Origin of the sequence: Arthrobacter sp. 131MFCol6.1, assembly GCF_000374925.1 — a bacterium.
Classification (GTDB): Bacteria; Actinomycetota; Actinomycetes; order Actinomycetales; family Micrococcaceae; genus Arthrobacter.
This window is the reverse complement of the sequence record NZ_KB895541.1, coordinates 1,376,622-1,394,030: the sequence shown is the minus strand read 5'-3', so window position 1 is coordinate 1,394,030 and position 17,409 is coordinate 1,376,622. Positions and strand designations below refer to the sequence as shown.

The 17,409-nt window shown below is 68.5% G+C and carries 12 protein-coding genes and 2 tRNA genes; 13 read left to right on the top strand and 1 reads right to left on the bottom strand.

Features of this window, described 5'->3' with window-relative positions; all coding sequences use genetic code 11:
* Window positions 1-103 precede the first annotated feature (103 nt).
* From C566_RS0106485 to C566_RS0106445, 9 genes are all read left to right on the top strand, one after another.
* Entirely contained in the window at window positions 104-2,890 is a 2,787-nt protein-coding gene (locus C566_RS0106485; RefSeq protein ID WP_018773528.1) for an ABC transporter permease, read from the top strand.
* Complete coding sequence (locus C566_RS0106480; protein WP_018773527.1) at window positions 2,887-3,654, top strand: ABC transporter ATP-binding protein; 768 nt, start codon at window positions 2,887-2,889, stop codon at window positions 3,652-3,654. Before C566_RS0106485 ends, C566_RS0106480 begins: the two co-directional genes overlap by 4 nt.
* A gap of 9 nt (window positions 3,655-3,663) precedes the next feature.
* Entirely contained in the window at window positions 3,664-5,223 is a 1,560-nt protein-coding gene (metG, locus tag C566_RS0106475; protein ID WP_018773526.1) for a methionine--tRNA ligase, read from the top strand.
* A 132-nt stretch (window positions 5,224-5,355) separates the two neighbouring features.
* Window positions 5,356-6,408 (top strand): 3-isopropylmalate dehydrogenase, encoded by a 1,053-nt coding sequence (locus C566_RS0106470; protein ID WP_018773525.1) that lies wholly within the window; start codon window positions 5,356-5,358, stop codon window positions 6,406-6,408.
* 152 nt (window positions 6,409-6,560) lie between these two features.
* Window positions 6,561-7,673: a branched-chain amino acid aminotransferase gene (locus tag C566_RS0106465; RefSeq protein ID WP_018773524.1), complete on the top strand. Its 1,113-nt coding sequence runs from the start codon at window positions 6,561-6,563 to the stop codon at window positions 7,671-7,673.
* Between the two features lie 145 nt (window positions 7,674-7,818).
* Window positions 7,819-8,616, top strand: coding sequence for an MBL fold metallo-hydrolase (locus C566_RS0106460; protein ID WP_018773523.1), 798 nt, complete (start codon window positions 7,819-7,821; stop codon window positions 8,614-8,616).
* A 5-nt stretch (window positions 8,617-8,621) separates the two neighbouring features.
* Complete coding sequence (locus C566_RS0106455) at window positions 8,622-9,398, top strand: fumarylacetoacetate hydrolase family protein (protein ID WP_018773522.1); 777 nt, start codon at window positions 8,622-8,624, stop codon at window positions 9,396-9,398.
* 118 nt (window positions 9,399-9,516) lie between these two features.
* Entirely contained in the window at window positions 9,517-11,037 is a 1,521-nt protein-coding gene (gene gltX, locus C566_RS0106450) for a glutamate--tRNA ligase (protein WP_018773521.1), read from the top strand.
* Between the two features lies 1 nt (window position 11,038).
* Window positions 11,039-11,752: an HAD family hydrolase gene (locus C566_RS0106445; RefSeq protein WP_018773520.1), complete on the top strand. Its 714-nt coding sequence runs from the start codon at window positions 11,039-11,041 to the stop codon at window positions 11,750-11,752.
* Window positions 11,753-11,789: 37 nt separating this feature from the next.
* Here the strand turns inward: C566_RS0106445 and C566_RS0106440 are convergent, their stop codons facing one another.
* Window positions 11,790-13,175 (bottom strand): hypothetical protein, encoded by a 1,386-nt coding sequence (locus C566_RS0106440; RefSeq protein ID WP_018773519.1) that lies wholly within the window; start codon window positions 13,173-13,175, stop codon window positions 11,790-11,792.
* 345 nt (window positions 13,176-13,520) lie between these two features.
* Between C566_RS0106440 and C566_RS0106435 the strand changes: the two genes are divergently transcribed.
* From C566_RS0106435 to C566_RS0106420, 4 genes are all read left to right on the top strand, one after another.
* Window positions 13,521-13,592 (top strand) — tRNA-Gln (locus tag C566_RS0106435).
* A gap of 129 nt (window positions 13,593-13,721) precedes the next feature.
* Window positions 13,722-13,794, top strand: a tRNA-Glu gene (locus C566_RS0106430).
* Window positions 13,795-13,955: 161 nt separating this feature from the next.
* Complete coding sequence (locus C566_RS0106425; RefSeq protein ID WP_043466274.1) at window positions 13,956-15,728, top strand: dynamin family protein; 1,773 nt, start codon at window positions 13,956-13,958, stop codon at window positions 15,726-15,728.
* Window positions 15,725-17,392, top strand: a complete 1,668-nt coding sequence (locus C566_RS0106420) for a GTPase (protein ID WP_018773517.1) — start codon at window positions 15,725-15,727, stop codon at window positions 17,390-17,392. Before C566_RS0106425 ends, C566_RS0106420 begins: the two co-directional genes overlap by 4 nt.
* The last annotated feature ends 17 nt before the right edge of the window (window positions 17,393-17,409 follow it).

Genomic DNA, 17,409 nt, shown 5'->3' with positions numbered 1-17,409 from the left:
CCGGCAGACCGGCCTTTACTTTTGCACGCCCGGCACGGGACGCCTTCAATTCCTCAGGAAATGAACTGCGGCGTGCGCACGCAATCCAGCTTTCAGGAGCCCAATGAACGCCGTCCAGAGGTTCATCAGAAGCAGAGTGCTTTTGCTGACCGCGTCCATTTTGATCGTGGCCATGTGCCTGTCCGTGCTCGTCCAGGGTCAGTCCCAGGCGGCGCTGAGCAGAACCGTGGACCAAAACTCCCGGGGGCTCTATGACGTCCTGGTGCAGGCCAAGGCGAAGGATGACGGCGGCCTGATGCAGCCGGACATCGCCACCGGCCAGGGCGGCATCAGCTTCGAGCAGCTGGAGTCGATCCGCAAGCTCTCCGGCACCTCGGTGGCCGCCCCCATCAGCCTGGTCTCGCGCGTGACGCAGAACCTGGAGTCGCCGCGGCTGGACGCCACCGACTACCTGGGCTTCAACGCGGGCCTCGCAGGCACCTCCGGCGACCCGACCGCCACGGACCCGAGCAAATGGCCGGCCGCGGAATCGGTGCTGAGCGACACGCCGAAGAAGTACCGCCTCACGGCCAGCGCCGTCAGTTCCGACGGCCAAGCGGGCCAGACCCTGTTCAAGACCACGGCCGAGGGCTCCCTTGGCAAGGCGAAGCTGGTCGAGGAACAGGTGGAAGGCGGCAAGAACGTCCGCATTCAGGGCCCGGACGGCGAAACCGGCATCAAGTTCCCCACCCCGGCCGGCGGCTCCGAGCACAACCTCTTCAACCTCTCCGTTTCCCTGCCGATGGCTCCGCAGGTGACCGAATCCGTGGTCGCCGTCGACCCCGTCTCCGAACGCGCGCTGCTCGGCACGGCCGGTGACTTCCTGTCCCCGCTGGAGAAGGCCCCGCCCGCGGACGCCCGCAACGCCGGCGCGATCGGCCGGCACTTCGAGAGCCTCTTCACCAACGGCATCAGCATGGACGAACTCAAGGAAGGCCCGGACTTCCTCGGCGTCAAGCTCAAGTACTGGGCACCTCTGATGACCCAGTACCAGCAGGCCAAGCGCGACGGCCAGCTCACCGACGATTCGCAGGCCATCCCGCTGATCGTGCGCTCGGGCACCGCCCTGGACCTGAAGTACTCGGTCAAAATCGAGGAAATCGACGACTCCGGCAACGTCACCAAGGACGTCGGCACCGTGACCCGCTCGCTGGACAAGGACTACCTGCCGTTCGTCTCCAAGTCCCCGTTCGCCCTCGCCTGGCCCGGGTCCAAGGACCTCTCCCAGCTCATGGGCGACACCGGATCCTTCAGCCAGGGCCTCTACAACCCGGCCACCTGGACCACCAACTTTGCCGCCGCCCCGACGTACAAGGACGGCGAAACCGCCGCCAACGGCGCCGTGGACAAGAGCGCCACGCCCGGTGACTGGGTCACCGTGAACCGGCTGCCGGACAAGGCCGCCAACGGCGAAGCCGTCGACCAGACCCAGCGCGAGCCGGTAGACGAGCGCTCCTACCGCCAGAACCTGGAAACCGGCAAGAAGCTGGCCACGCCGCTGGCCATGGTTTACGGCACCTTCGACGCCGCGAACGTCAAGGAAGCTGCCGGCGACGTCAACCGGCTGCCCCTGGGCGGCTACGACCCGGCGCCGTTCACCCTGACCAAGGACGCGTCCGGCAAGGACGTCAACACCGAACTCAAGCCTTCGCTGAGCGCCACGGGCCTGGTCAGCCAGTCCGCCGGAGCCATCACCGACTACTACGGCCTCGCGGCCGCCCGCGGTTACGACACGAACGCCAACGTGATCGACGCCGTCCGGGTCCGCGCCAAGGTCCCCGGCAGCTGGAAGCAGGCGCAGCCGGAGGTGGAGAAGCTCGCCAACGAGATCCGCGACATGGGCCTGCAGGCCACCGTGGTGGCCGGTTCGGCCCGCGAAGACGCCAGCATCGCCGTTCCCGGCTACTCCAAGGACGACGCCGGCAAGGAATCGCCGCTGGGCACCGTGCAGCAGTCGTGGGTCCGCCAGGACGCCGCGGACGCCGTGTCCGGCTCCCTGACCGCCACGAACCTGACCCTGCTGTTCCTGACCCTCTGCGGCGCCGCCCTCCTGACCGGCGCCTCGACCGTCAGCTACATCCGTAAACGGCGCAGCGAGGCCGGAACCCTCCGCGCCATGGGCTGGACCCAGCGCAAGATCCGTTCCTGGGTGCTGGCCGAATTCGGCGTCGGCGCCGCGCTGCTGGCCGTCGTCGGAATCGTCCTGAGCCTGATCAGCTGGAGCACCGCCACCGCGGTGGTCTCGGCGTCGGTCCTGGCGCTGTACGCCGGTGCGGCGTTCGTCGCCGCGCAGCAGCTGCGCCACCGCGACGTCGTGGACCAGGAGCCGCAACACGATGAACGGCTCATCGCGGTTGATTCCCCGCTGACCTTCGCCAACCGGCAGCTGAGCACGAACAAGTTCAACACCATCTCGCTGGCCGTTGCCGTCGGTGTCTTCGCCGCGGCCGTCGGCGGACTCGTCGCCCTGCTGATCGACATTCCGCGGGCCGCGGGCGCCAGCGCCCTCAGCGGGCTGGCCGCGGCCAGCATCGCCCTGCCCAGCATCATCCTGGGCGTATCCGGCGTCGCCGTCGGCCTTCTGCTGACCATGGTCACCGGGCGCTTCGAGCTGCAGGCCAAGCGCCAGTACCTCGGCACGCTGCGGGCCATGGGCTGGAACCCGGACATGCTGGGCCAGGTCCGCTTCTTTGAAAACGCCATGGTGGGAACCGTCGCGCTGCCGCTGGGTGTTGTGGGCGCCCTCGGCATCGGCCTCCTCCTGGCCCCTTATGCCGCGCTGTGGGCCGCAATTGCCGGTCTCGTAGCTGTACTTTGCTGGATTCCGATTGCAACGAAAGTGGTCCAATGACTAACGAGCTGAACCTTGACCGGGAGGCACACGACCGGATGACCGCCAGCACCCGTCGCGGTGCGCACAAGACCCGCGCCAACACGATCGTGAAGGCCACGGACCACGCCACCCCGCTGGAACTGAGCAACATCACCATCCACTACGGCGGCGGCAAGGGCGGTGCCGAGGCCGTCAACGTCGTGGACGACTTCAACATGACGCTGCATGCCGGCGAAATGCACTGCGTCGCGGGCCGCTCCGGCTCGGGCAAGACCAGCATCCTGACCGTCGGCGCGGGGCTGACCCTGCCGACGTCGGGCCGGGTGTTCTGGGAAGGCGACTCGCTTGAGACCATGGGCGACGACGAGATCGCCGACCGCCGCCGGGCCCTGATCGGCTACGTTGACCAGGGCGGTGCCCTGATCGACGGGATGAGCGCGCTCGAGAACGTCCTGCTGCCGGCCGTGCCGGACGGTGAGGTCGAGAAGCGCCGCGACATGGCCAAGGACCTCCTGGACCTCGTGGGCCTGGGCCGGCGCATGCGACACCGCCCCGCGCAGCTTTCCGGCGGTGAACGCCAGCGCGTCGCGATCGCCCGGGCGCTCATCCTCGGCACCCGCGTCCTGGTGGTCGACGAGCCCACGGCCAGCCTCGACCGCGCCGCGGCCAACCGCATCATCAGCATCCTCAAGGACACCACCTCGGACGGCATTGCGGTGCTGGTGGCTTCACATGACCACGAACTGGTCCGCCAGAGCGATACCCTCACAGAACTGATCTAGATTTAGACCGTGACTTCAACAGAAAAAACCCCGTTCTACATCACCACGGCCATCACGTACCCGAACGGCGTGCCGCACATCGGCCACGCCTACGAGTACATCGCCACCGACGCGATGGCCCGCTTCAAGCGCTTGGACGGGTACGACGTCTTCTTCCTGACCGGAACCGACGAGCACGGCATGAAGATCGCCCAGGCCGCCGAGAAGGAGGGCGTCACGCCCAAGGAGCTCGTGGACCGAAACGCCGAGATCTACAAGGCTGCGCACGCCGCCCTCGGTGTCTCGTACGACCGCTTCATCCGCACCACGGACGCGGACCACTACGCGGCATCGCAGGCCATCTGGAAGAAGATGGAGGCCAACGGGGACATCTACCTGTCCAAGTACGAAGGCTGGTACTCGGTCCGCGACGAGGCGTTCTACGTTGAGGACGAGACCGTGGTCAAGGACGACGGGATCCGCTACTCGCGCGAATCCGACACCGAGGTCACCTGGACGGCCGAGGAGAGCTACTTCTTCCGGCTCTCCGCCTATCAGGACAAGCTGCTGGCGCTCTACGAGGCCCACCCCGAATTCGGTGCCCCGCAGTCCCGCTTCAACGAGGTCATCAGCTTCGTCCGGCGCGGGCTGGAGGACCTGTCCATCAGCCGCACCACGTTCGACTGGGGCGTTCCCGTGCCCGGCAACGACAAGCACGTCATGTACGTGTGGGTCGACGCGCTGACCAACTACCTCACCGGGGTCGGCTACCCGGACGTCGACTCGGACTCCTTCAAGAAGTTCTGGCCGGCCGACGTCCACGTGATCGGCAAGGACATCTCCCGCTTCCACGCCATCTACTGGCCGGCGTTTCTCATGAGCGCCGGACTGGGGCTGCCGAAGCGGATCATGATCCACGGCTTCCTGCAGAACAACGGCGTCAAGATGTCCAAATCGCTGGGCAACGTGGTGGCCCCTGCGGACTTCGTGGCCCAGTACGGCCTGGACCAGGTCCGCTACTTCTTCCTGCGCGAGGTCCCGTTCGGCGCGGACGGCAACTACAACCACGAGGCAATCGTGGGCCGGATGAACTCCGACCTCGCCAACAACTTCGGCAACCTGGCCCAGCGGTCGCTGTCCATGGTGGCCAAGAACTGTGAGGGCCGCGTGCCCGCGCCCGGCGCATTTTCCGCCGAGGACACCGCGATTCTGGCCCAGGCCAACGGGCTGCTGGACGCCGCCCGGGCCGCGTTTGAGAAGCAGGAGTTCAGCCGCGCGCTGGAGGCCATCTGGGCTGTCCTGGGCGACACCAACGCCTACTTCGCCGAGCAGGCCCCGTGGGTGCTGCGCAAGACCGACGTCGAACGCATGAACACGGTGCTCTACGTGACGCTCGAGGTGCTCCGGATCGTCGCGATCCTGGCCCAGCCGGTCATGCCGGTGGCGACGGCGGCGATCCTGCACACGCTCGGCCAGCCCGAAGGCGGGGCGCGCCAGTTCTCGGCCCTTGGCACGCCGATCGCCGCCGGCACGGAACTGCCCGCCCCGGCCCCGGTGTTTCCGAAGTACGAGGAACCCGCCGAGGCCTGAGCCCTCACAGCCTGACGCCTCCGCACCCCCTGATCCGGGGGAGCGGGGCGTTTTGCTTTTTCCCGGGAAGAGGGGTGATCGAATAGTGAGACAACTTGACCAGAATGTGGATCACTTGGCTACCCTGAAAATATGAGCGCATCCACGATTGATCTGGCAGTCATCCCGGGCGACGGCATCGGCCCGGAGGTCACGGCCGAAGCCCTGAAGGTCCTTGAAAAGGCCGCGGCCGCGGAGGGGATCGTGCTCCAGCAGACCCACTACAAGCTGGGTGCGGAGCACTGGCTCGCGACGGGCGAGACCCTGCCGGCCGCCACCCTCGCCGATCTCCGCACCCGCGACGCCATCTTGTTCGGCGCCGTCGGGGCGGCGCCCGGCGACACCCGGATCCCCTCCGGAATCATCGAACGCGAACTCCTGCTCAAGCTGCGCTTCAGCCTGGACCACTTCGTCAACCTGCGCCCCTCCCGCCTGTACGCCGGCGTCGGCAGTCCGCTCGCGAACCCCGGCGAGATCGACTTCATCGTGGTCCGCGAAGGCACCGAAGGCCCGTACGTGGGCAACGGCGGCACGCTGCGCGCCGGCACCCCCCACGAGGTGGCCACCGAGGTGTCCCTGAACACCGCCCACGGCGTGGAGCGCGTGGTCCGCGACGCGTTCCGCCGGGCCAACGACCGCCCCCGCAAGAAGCTCACCCTCGTGCACAAGCACAACGTCCTGGTCTTCGCCGGCCAGCTCTGGAAGCGCACGGTCGAGGCCGTGGCCCAGGAGTTCCCCGACGTCACGCACGACTACCTTCACGTCGACGCCGCCACGATTTTCATGGTCACCGATCCGGCCCGCTTCGACGTGATCGTCACCGACAACCTGTTCGGCGACATCATCACCGACCTCGCGGCGGCCGTGACCGGCGGGATCGGCCTCGCCGCGTCCGGCAACCTCAACATGGACCGCACCGCGCCGTCCATGTTCGAACCGGTCCACGGGTCCGCCCCGGACATTGCCGGCCAGCAGAAGGCCGACCCCACCGCGGCCATCCTCTCCGCGGCGCTCCTGCTCGACCACCTCGGCTTCGCCGGCGCCGCCCGGAAGATCGAGGCGGCCGTCACGGCCGACGTCGAAGCCCGCGACGGCGCCGTCCGCACCACCAGCGCGATCGGCGACGCCATCGCGGCGGCGCTGTAGGACCTGGCTGTATTTCCTGCGACTGCAGGCGACTGCAGACACCGCAAAACCGTGCTGCCAACGGGCGTAAGCTTGTTTCGAATCACCAATATGCTGCCGTGGTCCGAGGGTGAACCACGTTCCCACACCAGGCAGCCGATCGTGGAGGAACCATGACTCAGACTGCCCATGGCGTCGAATTCACCCAGCACCTGTCGGAGACCCCGAAGTCTGCTGAAGAGCGTGCCGCCATCCTGGCAAACCCGGGGTTCGGCGACTATTTCACCGACCACACGGCGATTGTGGACTACAGCGTCGACGCCGCCGGCAACGGCGGCTGGCACGACGCGCGGGTTGAGCCCTACGGCCCGATTTCCCTTGACCCGTCCGCCGCCGTGCTGCACTACGGCCAGGAGATCTTCGAGGGCCTCAAGGCCTACCGTCACGCCGACGGCTCGGTCTGGACGTTCCGGCCCGAGGCCAACGCCGCCCGGCTGAACAAGTCCGCCCGGCGCCTGGCCCTGCCCGAACTCCCGGAAGAATACTTCCTCGGCGCCATCCGCGAACTCGTCGCGGCAGACAAGGACTGGGTCCCCGCAGGCGACGGCGAAGCCCTGTACCTGCGGCCCTTCATGATCGCCACCGAGGCGTTCCTGGGCGTGCGGGCAGCGCGCGAGGTTTCCTTCCGCGTGATCGCCTCCCCGGCCGGCAACTACTTCGGCGGCGAACTCAAGCCCGTCTCCATCTGGATCTCGCGCGAATACGCCCGCGCCGGCCGCGGCGGAACAGGCGCCGCAAAGTGCGGCGGCAACTACGCCGCCTCGCTGATCGCCCAGCAGGAGGCCGAGGCCAACGGCTGCAAGCAGGTCCTCTTCCTGGACCAGTTCAACGACAACGCCGTCGAGGAACTCGGCGGCATGAACGTCTTCTTCGTCATGAAGGACGGCTCGCTCGTCACCCCGGCGCTCTCCGGCACCATCCTGGAGGGGATCACCCGGATGTCCGTGATTCAGGTGGCTCGGGACATGGGCCGGGAAGTCACCGAGCGCAAGATCACCCTGGATGAGTGGCGCGACGGTGTTGCCTCCGGAGACATTGCCGAGGTCTTCGCCTGCGGCACCGCCGCGGTCATCACCCCCATCGGCGTGCTCAAGGACGCCACCGAGTTCATCGGCTCCGAGGACGCCAAGGCGGGGGAGACCACCCTGGCCATCCGCGCCCAGCTGCTCGGGATCCAGACCGGCACCGTGGAGGACACCCACGGCTGGCTGACCCGCCTGGCGTAGCCACAGAATCCCGCGTAGCCACAGCATGTCATAGCGCACGACGGCGGTCCCCACCTTCCGGTGAGGGCCGCCGTCGGTGTCTGTGGTCGGCATCTGTGGTCCGGGCTGGAGCCAGCGGCGTCCGATTCAATGCAAGGATGGGTCCGTGACCTCCGAGACATCCCGCGGCATTGTCCGCAGCAGTGAGCTGACCCGGTTCCGCCTCGCCCCGAATCCAGGCCCCATGAGCCTGGACGGAACCAACTCCTATCTCATTGCCGCCCCGGGGGCGGCGGCCAGGGTCGCCGTCGACCCCGGGCCCCTCGACGAGCCGCACCTGCAGGCGCTGGCCGGCGAGGGACCGGTCGAACTCATCCTGATCACGCACCGGCACGCGGACCACACCGCGGCCGCCGAGAGGTTTTCGGCCTTGACGGGCGCACCGGTCCGGGCCGCGGACCCCGCCCACTGCCATGGCGCACCCCCGCTGCGGGACGGCGAAACCATCCGGGCAGCCGGAACTGACATCCGGGTCCTGGCGACGCCGGGCCACACCGCGGATTCGCTGTGCTTCCATCTGCCGCAGGACGGCCCGCACGGCTCCGTGCTGACCGGGGACACGATTCTGGGCTCCGGAACCACCGTGCTGGACTACCCCGACGGCACCCTCCGGGACTACCTCGACTCGCTGGACCGGCTGGAACGCCTCGGGCCGGCCACGGTGCTGCCGGCCCACGGCCCGGTGCTGCCGGCACTGGACGCCGTCGCCCGCGCCTACCGGGACCACCGGCAGGGCCGGCTCGAACAGGTCCGGGCAGCCCTCGCGGCACTGGGCGCCGACGCCGATGTCCGAGCCGTCACGGACGTCGTGTACGCCGACGTCGACCCCTCCGTCCGCCGCGCCGCGGAGCTCTCCGTCGCGGCGCAGCTGGACTACCTGCGCACTGGCGGGACGGTAGGCTAGGAACCATGCGTATCGCCCGGTTTGTAGTCGATTCTGATCCCCTCTACGGCATCGTGGAAGGTGAGCCCGGCAGTGAGGAAGTCACTGTCATCAAGGGCGACCCCTTCTTCCACGGCGTGGAACGAACCCCCATGAAGCACAAGCTGGAGGACGTCCGCCTGCTGGCGCCGATCATCCCGCGCAGCAAGGTGATCGGCGTTGGCCGCAACTTCGCCGAGCACGCCCGGGAACTCGGCAACGAGGTCCCGGCGCAGCCCCTGCTGTTCCTCAAGCCCAACACGTCCGTGATCGGGCCGAACGATCCCATTGTCCTGCCGGAGTTCTCCGAGGACGTCTCCTTTGAGGCCGAGCTGTGCGTCGTCATTGGCCGGATCTGCAAGGACGTGCCCGAGGACCGGGTGGATGACGTGATCTTCGGCTACACCTGCGGCAACGACCTCACCGCCCGCGATGTCCAGAAGACGGACCTGCAGTGGGCCCGGGCCAAGGGCTTCGACACCTCGGCCCCGCTCGGGCCGTGGATCGAGACCGAGCTCGACACCGAGGACCTGCAGATCCAGGGCCGGCTCAATGGCGAACTGCGCCAGGACGGCAGCACGAACCAGATGATCCGCGGCGTCCGGGAGCTCGTCTCAATCGTCTCGCAGGCCTTCACCTTGCTGCCCGGCGACGTCATCATGACCGGTACCCCGGACGGCGTCGGCGCCGTGCAGGCTGGCGACCGCTATGAGGTCGAGATCGAGGGCATCGGACGCCTCTCCAACCCGGTGGTCCGCCGCTAAGCGTTTTTCGCGCCGATTTCGGACAGCCGCACCGTGGATCCGCGGGGCGGCTGTCCGAAATCGCACGCGGAATTCCGGGCGGGCGGCGGTTGTAGAGATTGGTAATGTTGGTACCACTATGACTACTGCTCCCAGCTCCGCCCCGCTTGCCGCCTCCAACGGTGAAGTCACCGCTGACACCCCGGTCCGTGTCCGGTTCTGCCCGTCACCCACGGGCACCCCGCACGTCGGCCTGATCCGCACCGCCCTGTTCAACTGGGCCCACGCCCGGCACACGAAGGGCACCTTTGTGTTCCGGATCGAGGACACGGACGCGGCCCGCGACTCGGAGGAGAGCTACCAGCAGCTGCTCGAGGCCCTCAAATGGCTCGGCATCACCTGGGAAGAGGGCGTGGAAGTCGGCGGCCCGCACGAGCCCTACCGCCAGTCACAGCGGCTGGACCTCTACAAGGACGTCGTGGCCAAGCTGATCGACGCCGGCTACGCCTACGAGTGCTACTCCTCGCCGGAGGAAGTCGAGGCCCGCCACCGCGCCGCCGGCCGCGACCCCAAGCTCGGCTACGACAACTTCGACCGCGAACTCTCCGAGGACCAGCTCGCCGCGTTCAAGGCCGAGGGCCGCCAGCCCGTGCTGCGCGTCCGGATGCCCGACGAGGACGTCACGTTCACGGACATGGTCCGCGGCGAGATCACCTTCAAAGCCGGCAGCATCCCGGACTACGTCATTGTCCGCGCCGACGGCTCCCCGCTCTACACCCTGGTCAACCCGGTGGACGACGCCCTCATGGGCATCACCCACGTGCTCCGCGGCGAGGACCTGCTTTCCTCCACGCCCCGCCAGGTGGTGCTGATCCGGGCGCTGATGGACATCGGCGTCGCCAGCTACATGCCGGTCTTCGGCCACCTGCCGTACGTCATGGGCGAGGGCAACAAGAAGCTCTCCAAGCGCGACCCCCAGTCCAACCTGTTCCTGCTCCGGGACCGCGGCTTCATCCCCGAAGGCCTGCTGAACTACCTGTCCCTGCTCGGCTGGAGCCTCTCCGCCGACGAGGACATTTTCACCGTGGACCAGCTGATCGAGCACTTCGACGTCAATGACGTGCTGGCCAACCCGGCCCGCTTCGACATCAAGAAGGCCGAAGCCATCAACGGCACCCACATCCGCATGCTCGGCGCTGAGGACTTCCGCGGCCGCCTGGTGCCCTACCTGCAGGCCGCCGGCTTCGTCGGGGAGAGCCTCACGGACCGCGAGGAGGAGATCCTGTCCGAGGCCGCACCGCTGATCCAGGAACGCATCTCGCTGCTGGGCGAGGCCCCCGAAATGATCGCGTTCCTGTTCAAGGCCGACGACGCCATCGACGTCGCCGACGACGCCCGCAAGGGCCTGCCGGAGCACCTCACCGAGGTGCTCGACGCCGCCCTGGCCGCCCTGGAGCCCGTTGCCGACTGGACGGCCGAGAACATCCAGGCCGCCCTGAAGGAAGCCCTCGTGGAAGGCCTCGGCGTCAAGCCGCGCCTGGCGTTCGGCCCGGTCCGCACGGCCATCTCGGGCCGGCGGATCTCCCCGCCGCTGTTCGAATCCATGGTCATCCTGGGCAAGGATTCATCCCTGGCCCGCCTGCGCGCCTTCCGCGGCTGACATGCTGGCGGCAGGCCTTGGCGGCGGCGCAGTCCATGGGGTCCTGTTCGACATTGACGACACCCTGGTGGACCTTGAATTCGCCATGACGACGGCCCTCCGCGACGTCAGCGAGCACCTCCTGCCCGGCCTGGACGAGGCCGGGTGGGAGAGGTTCGGGCGGATCTTCACCCGAGAGACCACCCACTTCTACGACCGCTACCTGGCCGGCGAGATCACGTTCAATGAACAGCGCCTGCTCCGCGGCCGGGCGGCACTGGGGTACTTCGGCGTCGAACTTGCCGACGGCGAACAGGCCCACCACTGGGTGAGTTCCTACGCGAGCCGCCAACACGGCTACATCCGGGCGTTCGACGACGTCGGACCCCTCCTGGACGCCCTGGACGCCGCTGGCATTCCCTACGGGGCCGTGAGCAACAATGTCCACGACTACCAGCGCGTGAAGCTGGACGCGGCCGGGCTGGCACGGATTACCGTTCTGGTCGGCACCGACACCGTCGGCGCCGCAAAGCCGGACCCGGCCATCTACCTCGAGGGTGTCCGCCGGATCGGTACCGGCCCCGGCCAAACGCTGTACATCGGGGACAACCGGCTGCTCGACGCGGAAGGCTCGACGGCGGCAGGCCTCCTCGGCGTCTGGCTGAACCGCGGCGGGGAGCCAGCCCCGGGCTTTTTGGGCCGCGAGGTTGGCTCCCTGCTGGACCTGCTGGCGTAGCCGCCGCTGTAACCGGCGCCGCAACCGGCCCCGGAAGTTACCGGGGACCGGCCTGCCTCCTCCGCAGCGCCAGGAAGGCGCCAACAGAGCCAAGGGCCAGCACTGCGACGAGTCCCAGTGCCGTGGCGGCGTCGGACTGCCGGAGCAGACTGGTGGGCGAGACCGCGGCTGCTCCGGCATGCAGCGTGCCGGTGCCATCGGCAATCCGGGCGTTGCCATCCGCGAGCTTGTCCGCTCCCGTGGCCAGCTGCGAGGAGCCGGACGCCAGCTTGGTGCTGCCGGCCGAGAGTTCTGAGGCGCCGGAGGCCAAGGCCTGGGAGCCGCCCAGCAGGCCGGGGTTGGCGGGATCAGCCGGGTTGCCCTTGATGCCGGCGTTCAGGGCCACCGTTCCGTCGGCAAGGCGCGAGCTGCCCTCGGTCATCCGGGCGGCGGCCTTGAGCAGGCCCGGGTGCTCGGGATCGCCGGGGACGCCGTCCATCCCGACCCGGATCTTGGACGTGCCGTCGGCCAGAAGCCGGGTGCCCAGTACCACGCCCGGGCTGCCGGGGTCCTGGCTGTTGAGCTTTCCGGCCAGCGTTGCGAATCCGGCCTTGAGTTTGCCCGTTCCTGCGTTCAGCTGGACCGCGCCGTCCTGCAGCCGCTGAGCGCCGGCCTGCAGCTGGCTGGCGCCGGCGTCGAGCTTGCGCGCGCCCGCGGTGATCTTGGCGATCTTGTCCTTCACCACCGACAGCGGAACGAGCCTCTGGACCGGGTCATTCGCCGCTGCCTCCAGCAGTTCCAGCGCCTGAGCCAGGGCCGCGGTCCCGGTTCCGGCTGCCGGATTGTCGTTGGCACCGCGGTAGCCCTTGAGCTGGTCCGTGCCGCCTGCCAGCGCGGCCGAGCCCCCGGCCAGCTGGGCGGCGCCGCCGTCGAGCCGGGTGGCCCCGTCGGCGAGGTTGTTCTCGGCGTTGCCCGCCGGCGTCGGCGTCAGCGCGGCCGAGAGCTGCACGGCCCCCGCCGCGAGCTTCTGCGCACCGTCGTCGACTTTGTAAACGCCGGGCGCCAGCTTGCTGGTGACATCGGCTTCGATTTTGACGGCACCTTCGGCCAACTTGCCGGCACCGGCCTGGAGCATGTCCGCCCCGGGTGCCAGCTTGGTGCTGATGCCCGAGGAGATCTTTTCCGCCCCCGCGGAAAGCTTTCCGGCCCCGGTATCGGCCAGGCTGGCGCCGTTGGCGAGTTTTCCGGCGCCGTCGTCCAGCTGACCGGCTCCGGCGGACGCCTGGGCGGCCCCGTCCTTGAGCTTGGCCGAACCGTCCGTGATGCGGCCCGTGACGAGGGTATAGAACCCCAGCAGGGCAATGAGCAGCAACGCCAGGACGGCGATGGCGATTTGCTGCGCACGGGTCCGGGTCTTGCTGATAGCGGCACGACTCTGTGGCACATGATTCCTCTCGACGTTCCCGCCGGCAGCGGCTCTGCTGCCGGCCACCCCGGTAGCTGTGACGCAGCTAACACTGGAAAATGAACGCAAAGCTGCCCGCAGCGGAGTGGGGGAGGGGTGGTTACTCGTTGGTAACTTACCGAGCGTAAACTCGTTTCCGCCGGATTGGCAAGGGATGGCGCGGGTATTGCCGCCATTGACGCCGGACGCGGCCCGCCCCGGCAGCCCGACCCCGCCGCCGCGCGCCCGATTTGTGGAAGTGAAAACTCTCGGGTAAAGTAATTACTCGTGCTGAGGCGCCGGGAGCGAGGGTTTAGGCCTAAACATCCGGAGCGAAAGTGCCTTTGGGATATGGTGTAATTGGCAACACTACGGTTTCTGGTACCGTCATTCTAGGTTCGAGTCCTGGTATCCCAGCTCTGAAGTTCCGCGGGTTTCCGCTGAAATTCGGAAGTTTTGAATCGGCTGGTCCGATTTGAAACGGCGGCCAAATGTATGAAACAATCATTTGGCTTGAATGGCAGAAATGCTGTTCAGGAAGTACGCGGCCCCATCGTATAGCGGCCTAGTACGCTGCCCTCTCACGGCGGTAACGCGGGTTCGAATCCCGCTGGGGTCACAATGGAAACGGTCCCGGGCATCAGCCCGGGGCCGTTTTTCGTTTCCCGGAATTGCTGGGCTGCCGGGCCCCATCGATAGGCGACGGCTGGCCGGGGGCGCCGGCTCCCGATGCATGGCGCCTTGGTCCCGCGCAGGAGTGCCCCCCGCAGTAACCATGTTCTGAACTGGCATGATGATGCTGTGAGCTCCCATGAAACCGGACCCGAGGCCGCAACCGGCGTGGCCCTCCTTGAGGCAGTGCGGCAGGACCTGGCGGCCATCCGGCTCCCGCTCGCGCTGCCCGGGACGGACCACACGCGCCTGGAGCTCCGGAATGCCGTGGCTCAACTTGATGACTACATCCTGCCCCGGTACCGCAGCCTCGACGCGCCCCTGCTGGCCGTTGTTGGCGGTTCCACCGGGGCCGGGAAATCCACCCTGGTCAACGCGTTGGTGGGCCACCCCGTCACTCGGGCCGGTGCGATCCGGCCCACAACCCGCCAGCCCATCCTGCTGCACCATCCCGCCGACGCCGCCTGGTTTGAGGGCCAACGGGTGCTGCCGGCCCTGGGCCGCATCCGGGGTGCCCTCGTGGATGGCCGGGCGCCGGCCCCGACTGATCCGGCGTTGGATTCCGGCCCGGTGAGCTCCCTGGTCCTGGTCTCCGACTCCGCGGTCCCGCCGGGAATCGCCCTGGTGGACGCGCCCGACGTCGACTCCATTTCCGAGAACAACCGCCAGCTGGCCGGACAGTTACTTGCCGCCGCCGACCTCTGGGTGTTTGTCACCACCGCCAACCGCTATGCCGACGCCGTGCCATGGCGCCTGCTCCTGGATGCGGCCTCCCGCGACATCATGGTGGCTGTGGTCCTGGACCGGGTACCGCCAGCGGCGGAAGCGGAAATTAGCGCGGATCTGCAGGCCATGCTCAACCGGGAAGGCCTGGGTGCTGCCCAACTGTTCGTGGTGCCGGAGCTGTCGCTGGATGCCGCAGGGATGCTTCCGGCAGAGGCGGTCGAGCCGCTGCACGTTTGGCTCGAGAAGCTGGCGGGGGACGCCGCGGGACGGGCAGGAATTGCCCGGCGCACCCTCAACGGCACCCTCCTCGCCCTCGCCCACCGCGTCGACGCGGCGGAGCAGGCGCTGTCCGAACAGCAGCACGCAGCTGATGTTCTCGCAGCCGACGCCCGCAACGCCTATGACGACGCCGTGGCCAGGATCCTTGAGGCCACCCGCGACGGCGCGCTGCTGCGCGGCGAAGTGCTGGCGCGCTGGCAGGACTTCGTCGGGACCGGGGAGTTCTTCCGCGCCATGGAACAGAACATCGGACGCTTCCGTGACCGCGTGGGCGCGTTCGTCCGGGGTGAACCGGCGCCTGCGGTCAGGGTGGAAACCGCGATCGAAACGGGACTGCAGGCCGTCATTGTCGATCAGGCCGCCAAGGCCGCGGAGCACACCGACCAGCGGTGGCGTTCAGACCCTGCCGGCAGGCAGTTGCTGGGCACCGACGATCTTTCCGGTGCGTCCGAGGGCTTCGCGGACGCTGTGGCGGCCGAGATCCGGGCTTGGCAGGGGAGCCTGATGGAACTCATCCGCACCGAAGGCCAGGGCAAGCGAACCCAGGCCCGCTGGTTGTCCTTCGGCATCAACGGCCTCGGCGCTGCACTGATGATCGTGGTGTTCTCCATGACCGCGGGTCTGACTGGGCTTGAGATCGGAGTCGCCGGCGGCACCGCCGTCGTGGGTCGGCGCCTCCTGGAGGCGGTTTTCGGGGAGGACGCCGTCCGCCGGCTCGCCCGGACCGCACGCGAGAACCTGCATCTGCGGTGCCAGGGCCTGCTGGCCGCGGAGTGCCAGCGGTTCTTGACCCTGCTGGAGGTCGACGGCGGCGTGCCGCCCGCAGCGATTGCCGGACATGCGGCAGCACTGCGCCGGCTGGCGGCCACGTCATGAGCCGTCATGGCGCCGCCCGCGAGGCGTCCCAGCTCGATCGCAGGCTGGAAGCGCTCGACAGCGCCAGGGAACTTGCGTCCGGAGTGCTCCCGGAGCAGACCCTGGCCGGTGTCCTGCAGGTGCTCGACCGCGCGAGTTCGCGGCGGTCGCTGTCCGGCGACCACACGGTGGTTGGGTTTTTCGGTGCCACCGGCAGCGGCAAGTCATCGCTCTTCAATGCCGTAAGCGGCGAGGAGGTCGCGACGGCGGCCGTGCGCCGGCCGACCACCACCGAGCCGCTGGCTGGCATTTGGGGCGTCCAGGGCAGCGATCCGCTGCTGGACTGGCTGGAGGTCCACAAGCGCCACGCTGCGGCGGCCATCGAGGGGTTCGCCGACGACGACACCGGGCTGATCCTTCTGGACCTGCCGGACTTTGACTCGACCAGGGCCGCCAACCGGGAGATTGTGCAGCGGATGGTGGGGCTCGTGGACGTCCTTGTCTGGGTCCTCGATCCGCAGAAATACGCCGACGCCGCCGTGCACAACGACTTCCTGGCTCCGCTGTCCTCGCACGGGGCCGTGACGATCGTTGTGCTCAACCAGATCGACAGGCTCCCGGACCACGAGGTCCGGCCGGTCCTGGAATCCCTCACAGCTATCCTGGCGCGGGACGGGCTGGGCAAAGTGCAGGTCCTCGGGGCTTCCGCGGTGCTGGGAACGGGGGTGGACAAAGTGCGGGCCGCGATCCGTGAGGTGGCGATGCAGCGGAAGGCGATGTCGCAGCGACTTGCGGCAGATGTCACGCAGGCCTCCGCCCGGCTGGCCGAGGCGTCCGGCGTGTCCACGGGTGGCATGAAGCCCGCTGGGCGCGGGGCGGCCGCCGGTGCGACGGCCGCCGGTGCGACGGCCGCGTCCAAGGCCCGGCTGGCGGGGGAGTTGGCTGTGGCCGCCAACGTGCCGCTGGTGGTCGACGCCGTCGCCCGGTCCTACCGGCTGGAAGCAACCCGGCGCACGGGCTGGCCGGTGACCCGCTGGCTGGCCAGGTTCCGGCCGGATCCGCTGCGGCGTCTGAACTTGCGCCGCGAGGGCGCCAAGCCTGAGCTGAACCGGACGTCGCTGCCTCCTGCGGGGGCGCCGGAGCAGGCGCGGGCCGATGCCGCCGTCAGGGAGTTCGCTGAGGCGGCGTCCGCCGGTGCGCCCGGGCCGTGGCGGGCGGTCATCCGCGGCGCCGCGCGGGATGGAAGTGGCCGGCTGCCAGACGCCCTGGACCAGGCGATTGCCTCCACAGATCTGTCCGCCGGCAGGAAGTCCTGGTGGTGGGGTGTGTTCAATGCGGTTCAGTGGCTCGCCCTGGTGACGGCCCTGGCCGGGTTCGCGTGGCTGGGAGTCCTGGCTGCGCTCGGCTACCTGCAACTGCCAGTGCCGGAGGTCCCGCGGGTCCAGGGCTGGCCGGTTCCTACCGTGATGATCGCCGGGGGAGTGCTGCTGGGCATCGTCCTGGCGATTGGGGCGCGGTTCATTTCCGGAGCCGCGGCGGCGTCACGGAGTGCCGTGGCACGGAAGCGCCTGACAGCCGCCGTCGCCGCCGTCGCGGAGGAACTTGTCGTGGCGCCCGTGGAACGTGAGGTCGGCCGCCTGGCGACATTCACCGCTGCGCTGAAGGCCGCCGCGGGTCGGCAGTGAGCCATTCGTGCGGGGCC

Bases quoted from the DNA above. Each gene is read 5' to 3' on its own strand.
- C566_RS0106485 (WP_018773528.1), top strand. From the start codon at position 104: ATGAACGCCGTCCAGAGGTTCATCAGAAGCAGAGTGCTTTTGCTGACC.
- C566_RS0106480 (WP_018773527.1), top strand. From the start codon at position 2,887: ATGACTAACGAGCTGAACCTTGACCGGGAGGCACACGACCGGATGACC.
- C566_RS0106470 (WP_018773525.1), top strand. From the start codon at position 5,356: ATGAGCGCATCCACGATTGATCTGGCAGTCATCCCGGGCGACGGCATC.
- C566_RS0106465 (WP_018773524.1), top strand. From the start codon at position 6,561: ATGACTCAGACTGCCCATGGCGTCGAATTCACCCAGCACCTGTCGGAG.
- C566_RS0106455 (WP_018773522.1), top strand. From the start codon at position 8,622: ATGCGTATCGCCCGGTTTGTAGTCGATTCTGATCCCCTCTACGGCATC.
- gltX (WP_018773521.1), top strand. From the start codon at position 9,517: ATGACTACTGCTCCCAGCTCCGCCCCGCTTGCCGCCTCCAACGGTGAA.
- C566_RS0106445 (WP_018773520.1), top strand. From the start codon at position 11,039: ATGCTGGCGGCAGGCCTTGGCGGCGGCGCAGTCCATGGGGTCCTGTTC.
- C566_RS0106420 (WP_018773517.1), top strand. From the start codon at position 15,725: ATGAGCCGTCATGGCGCCGCCCGCGAGGCGTCCCAGCTCGATCGCAGG.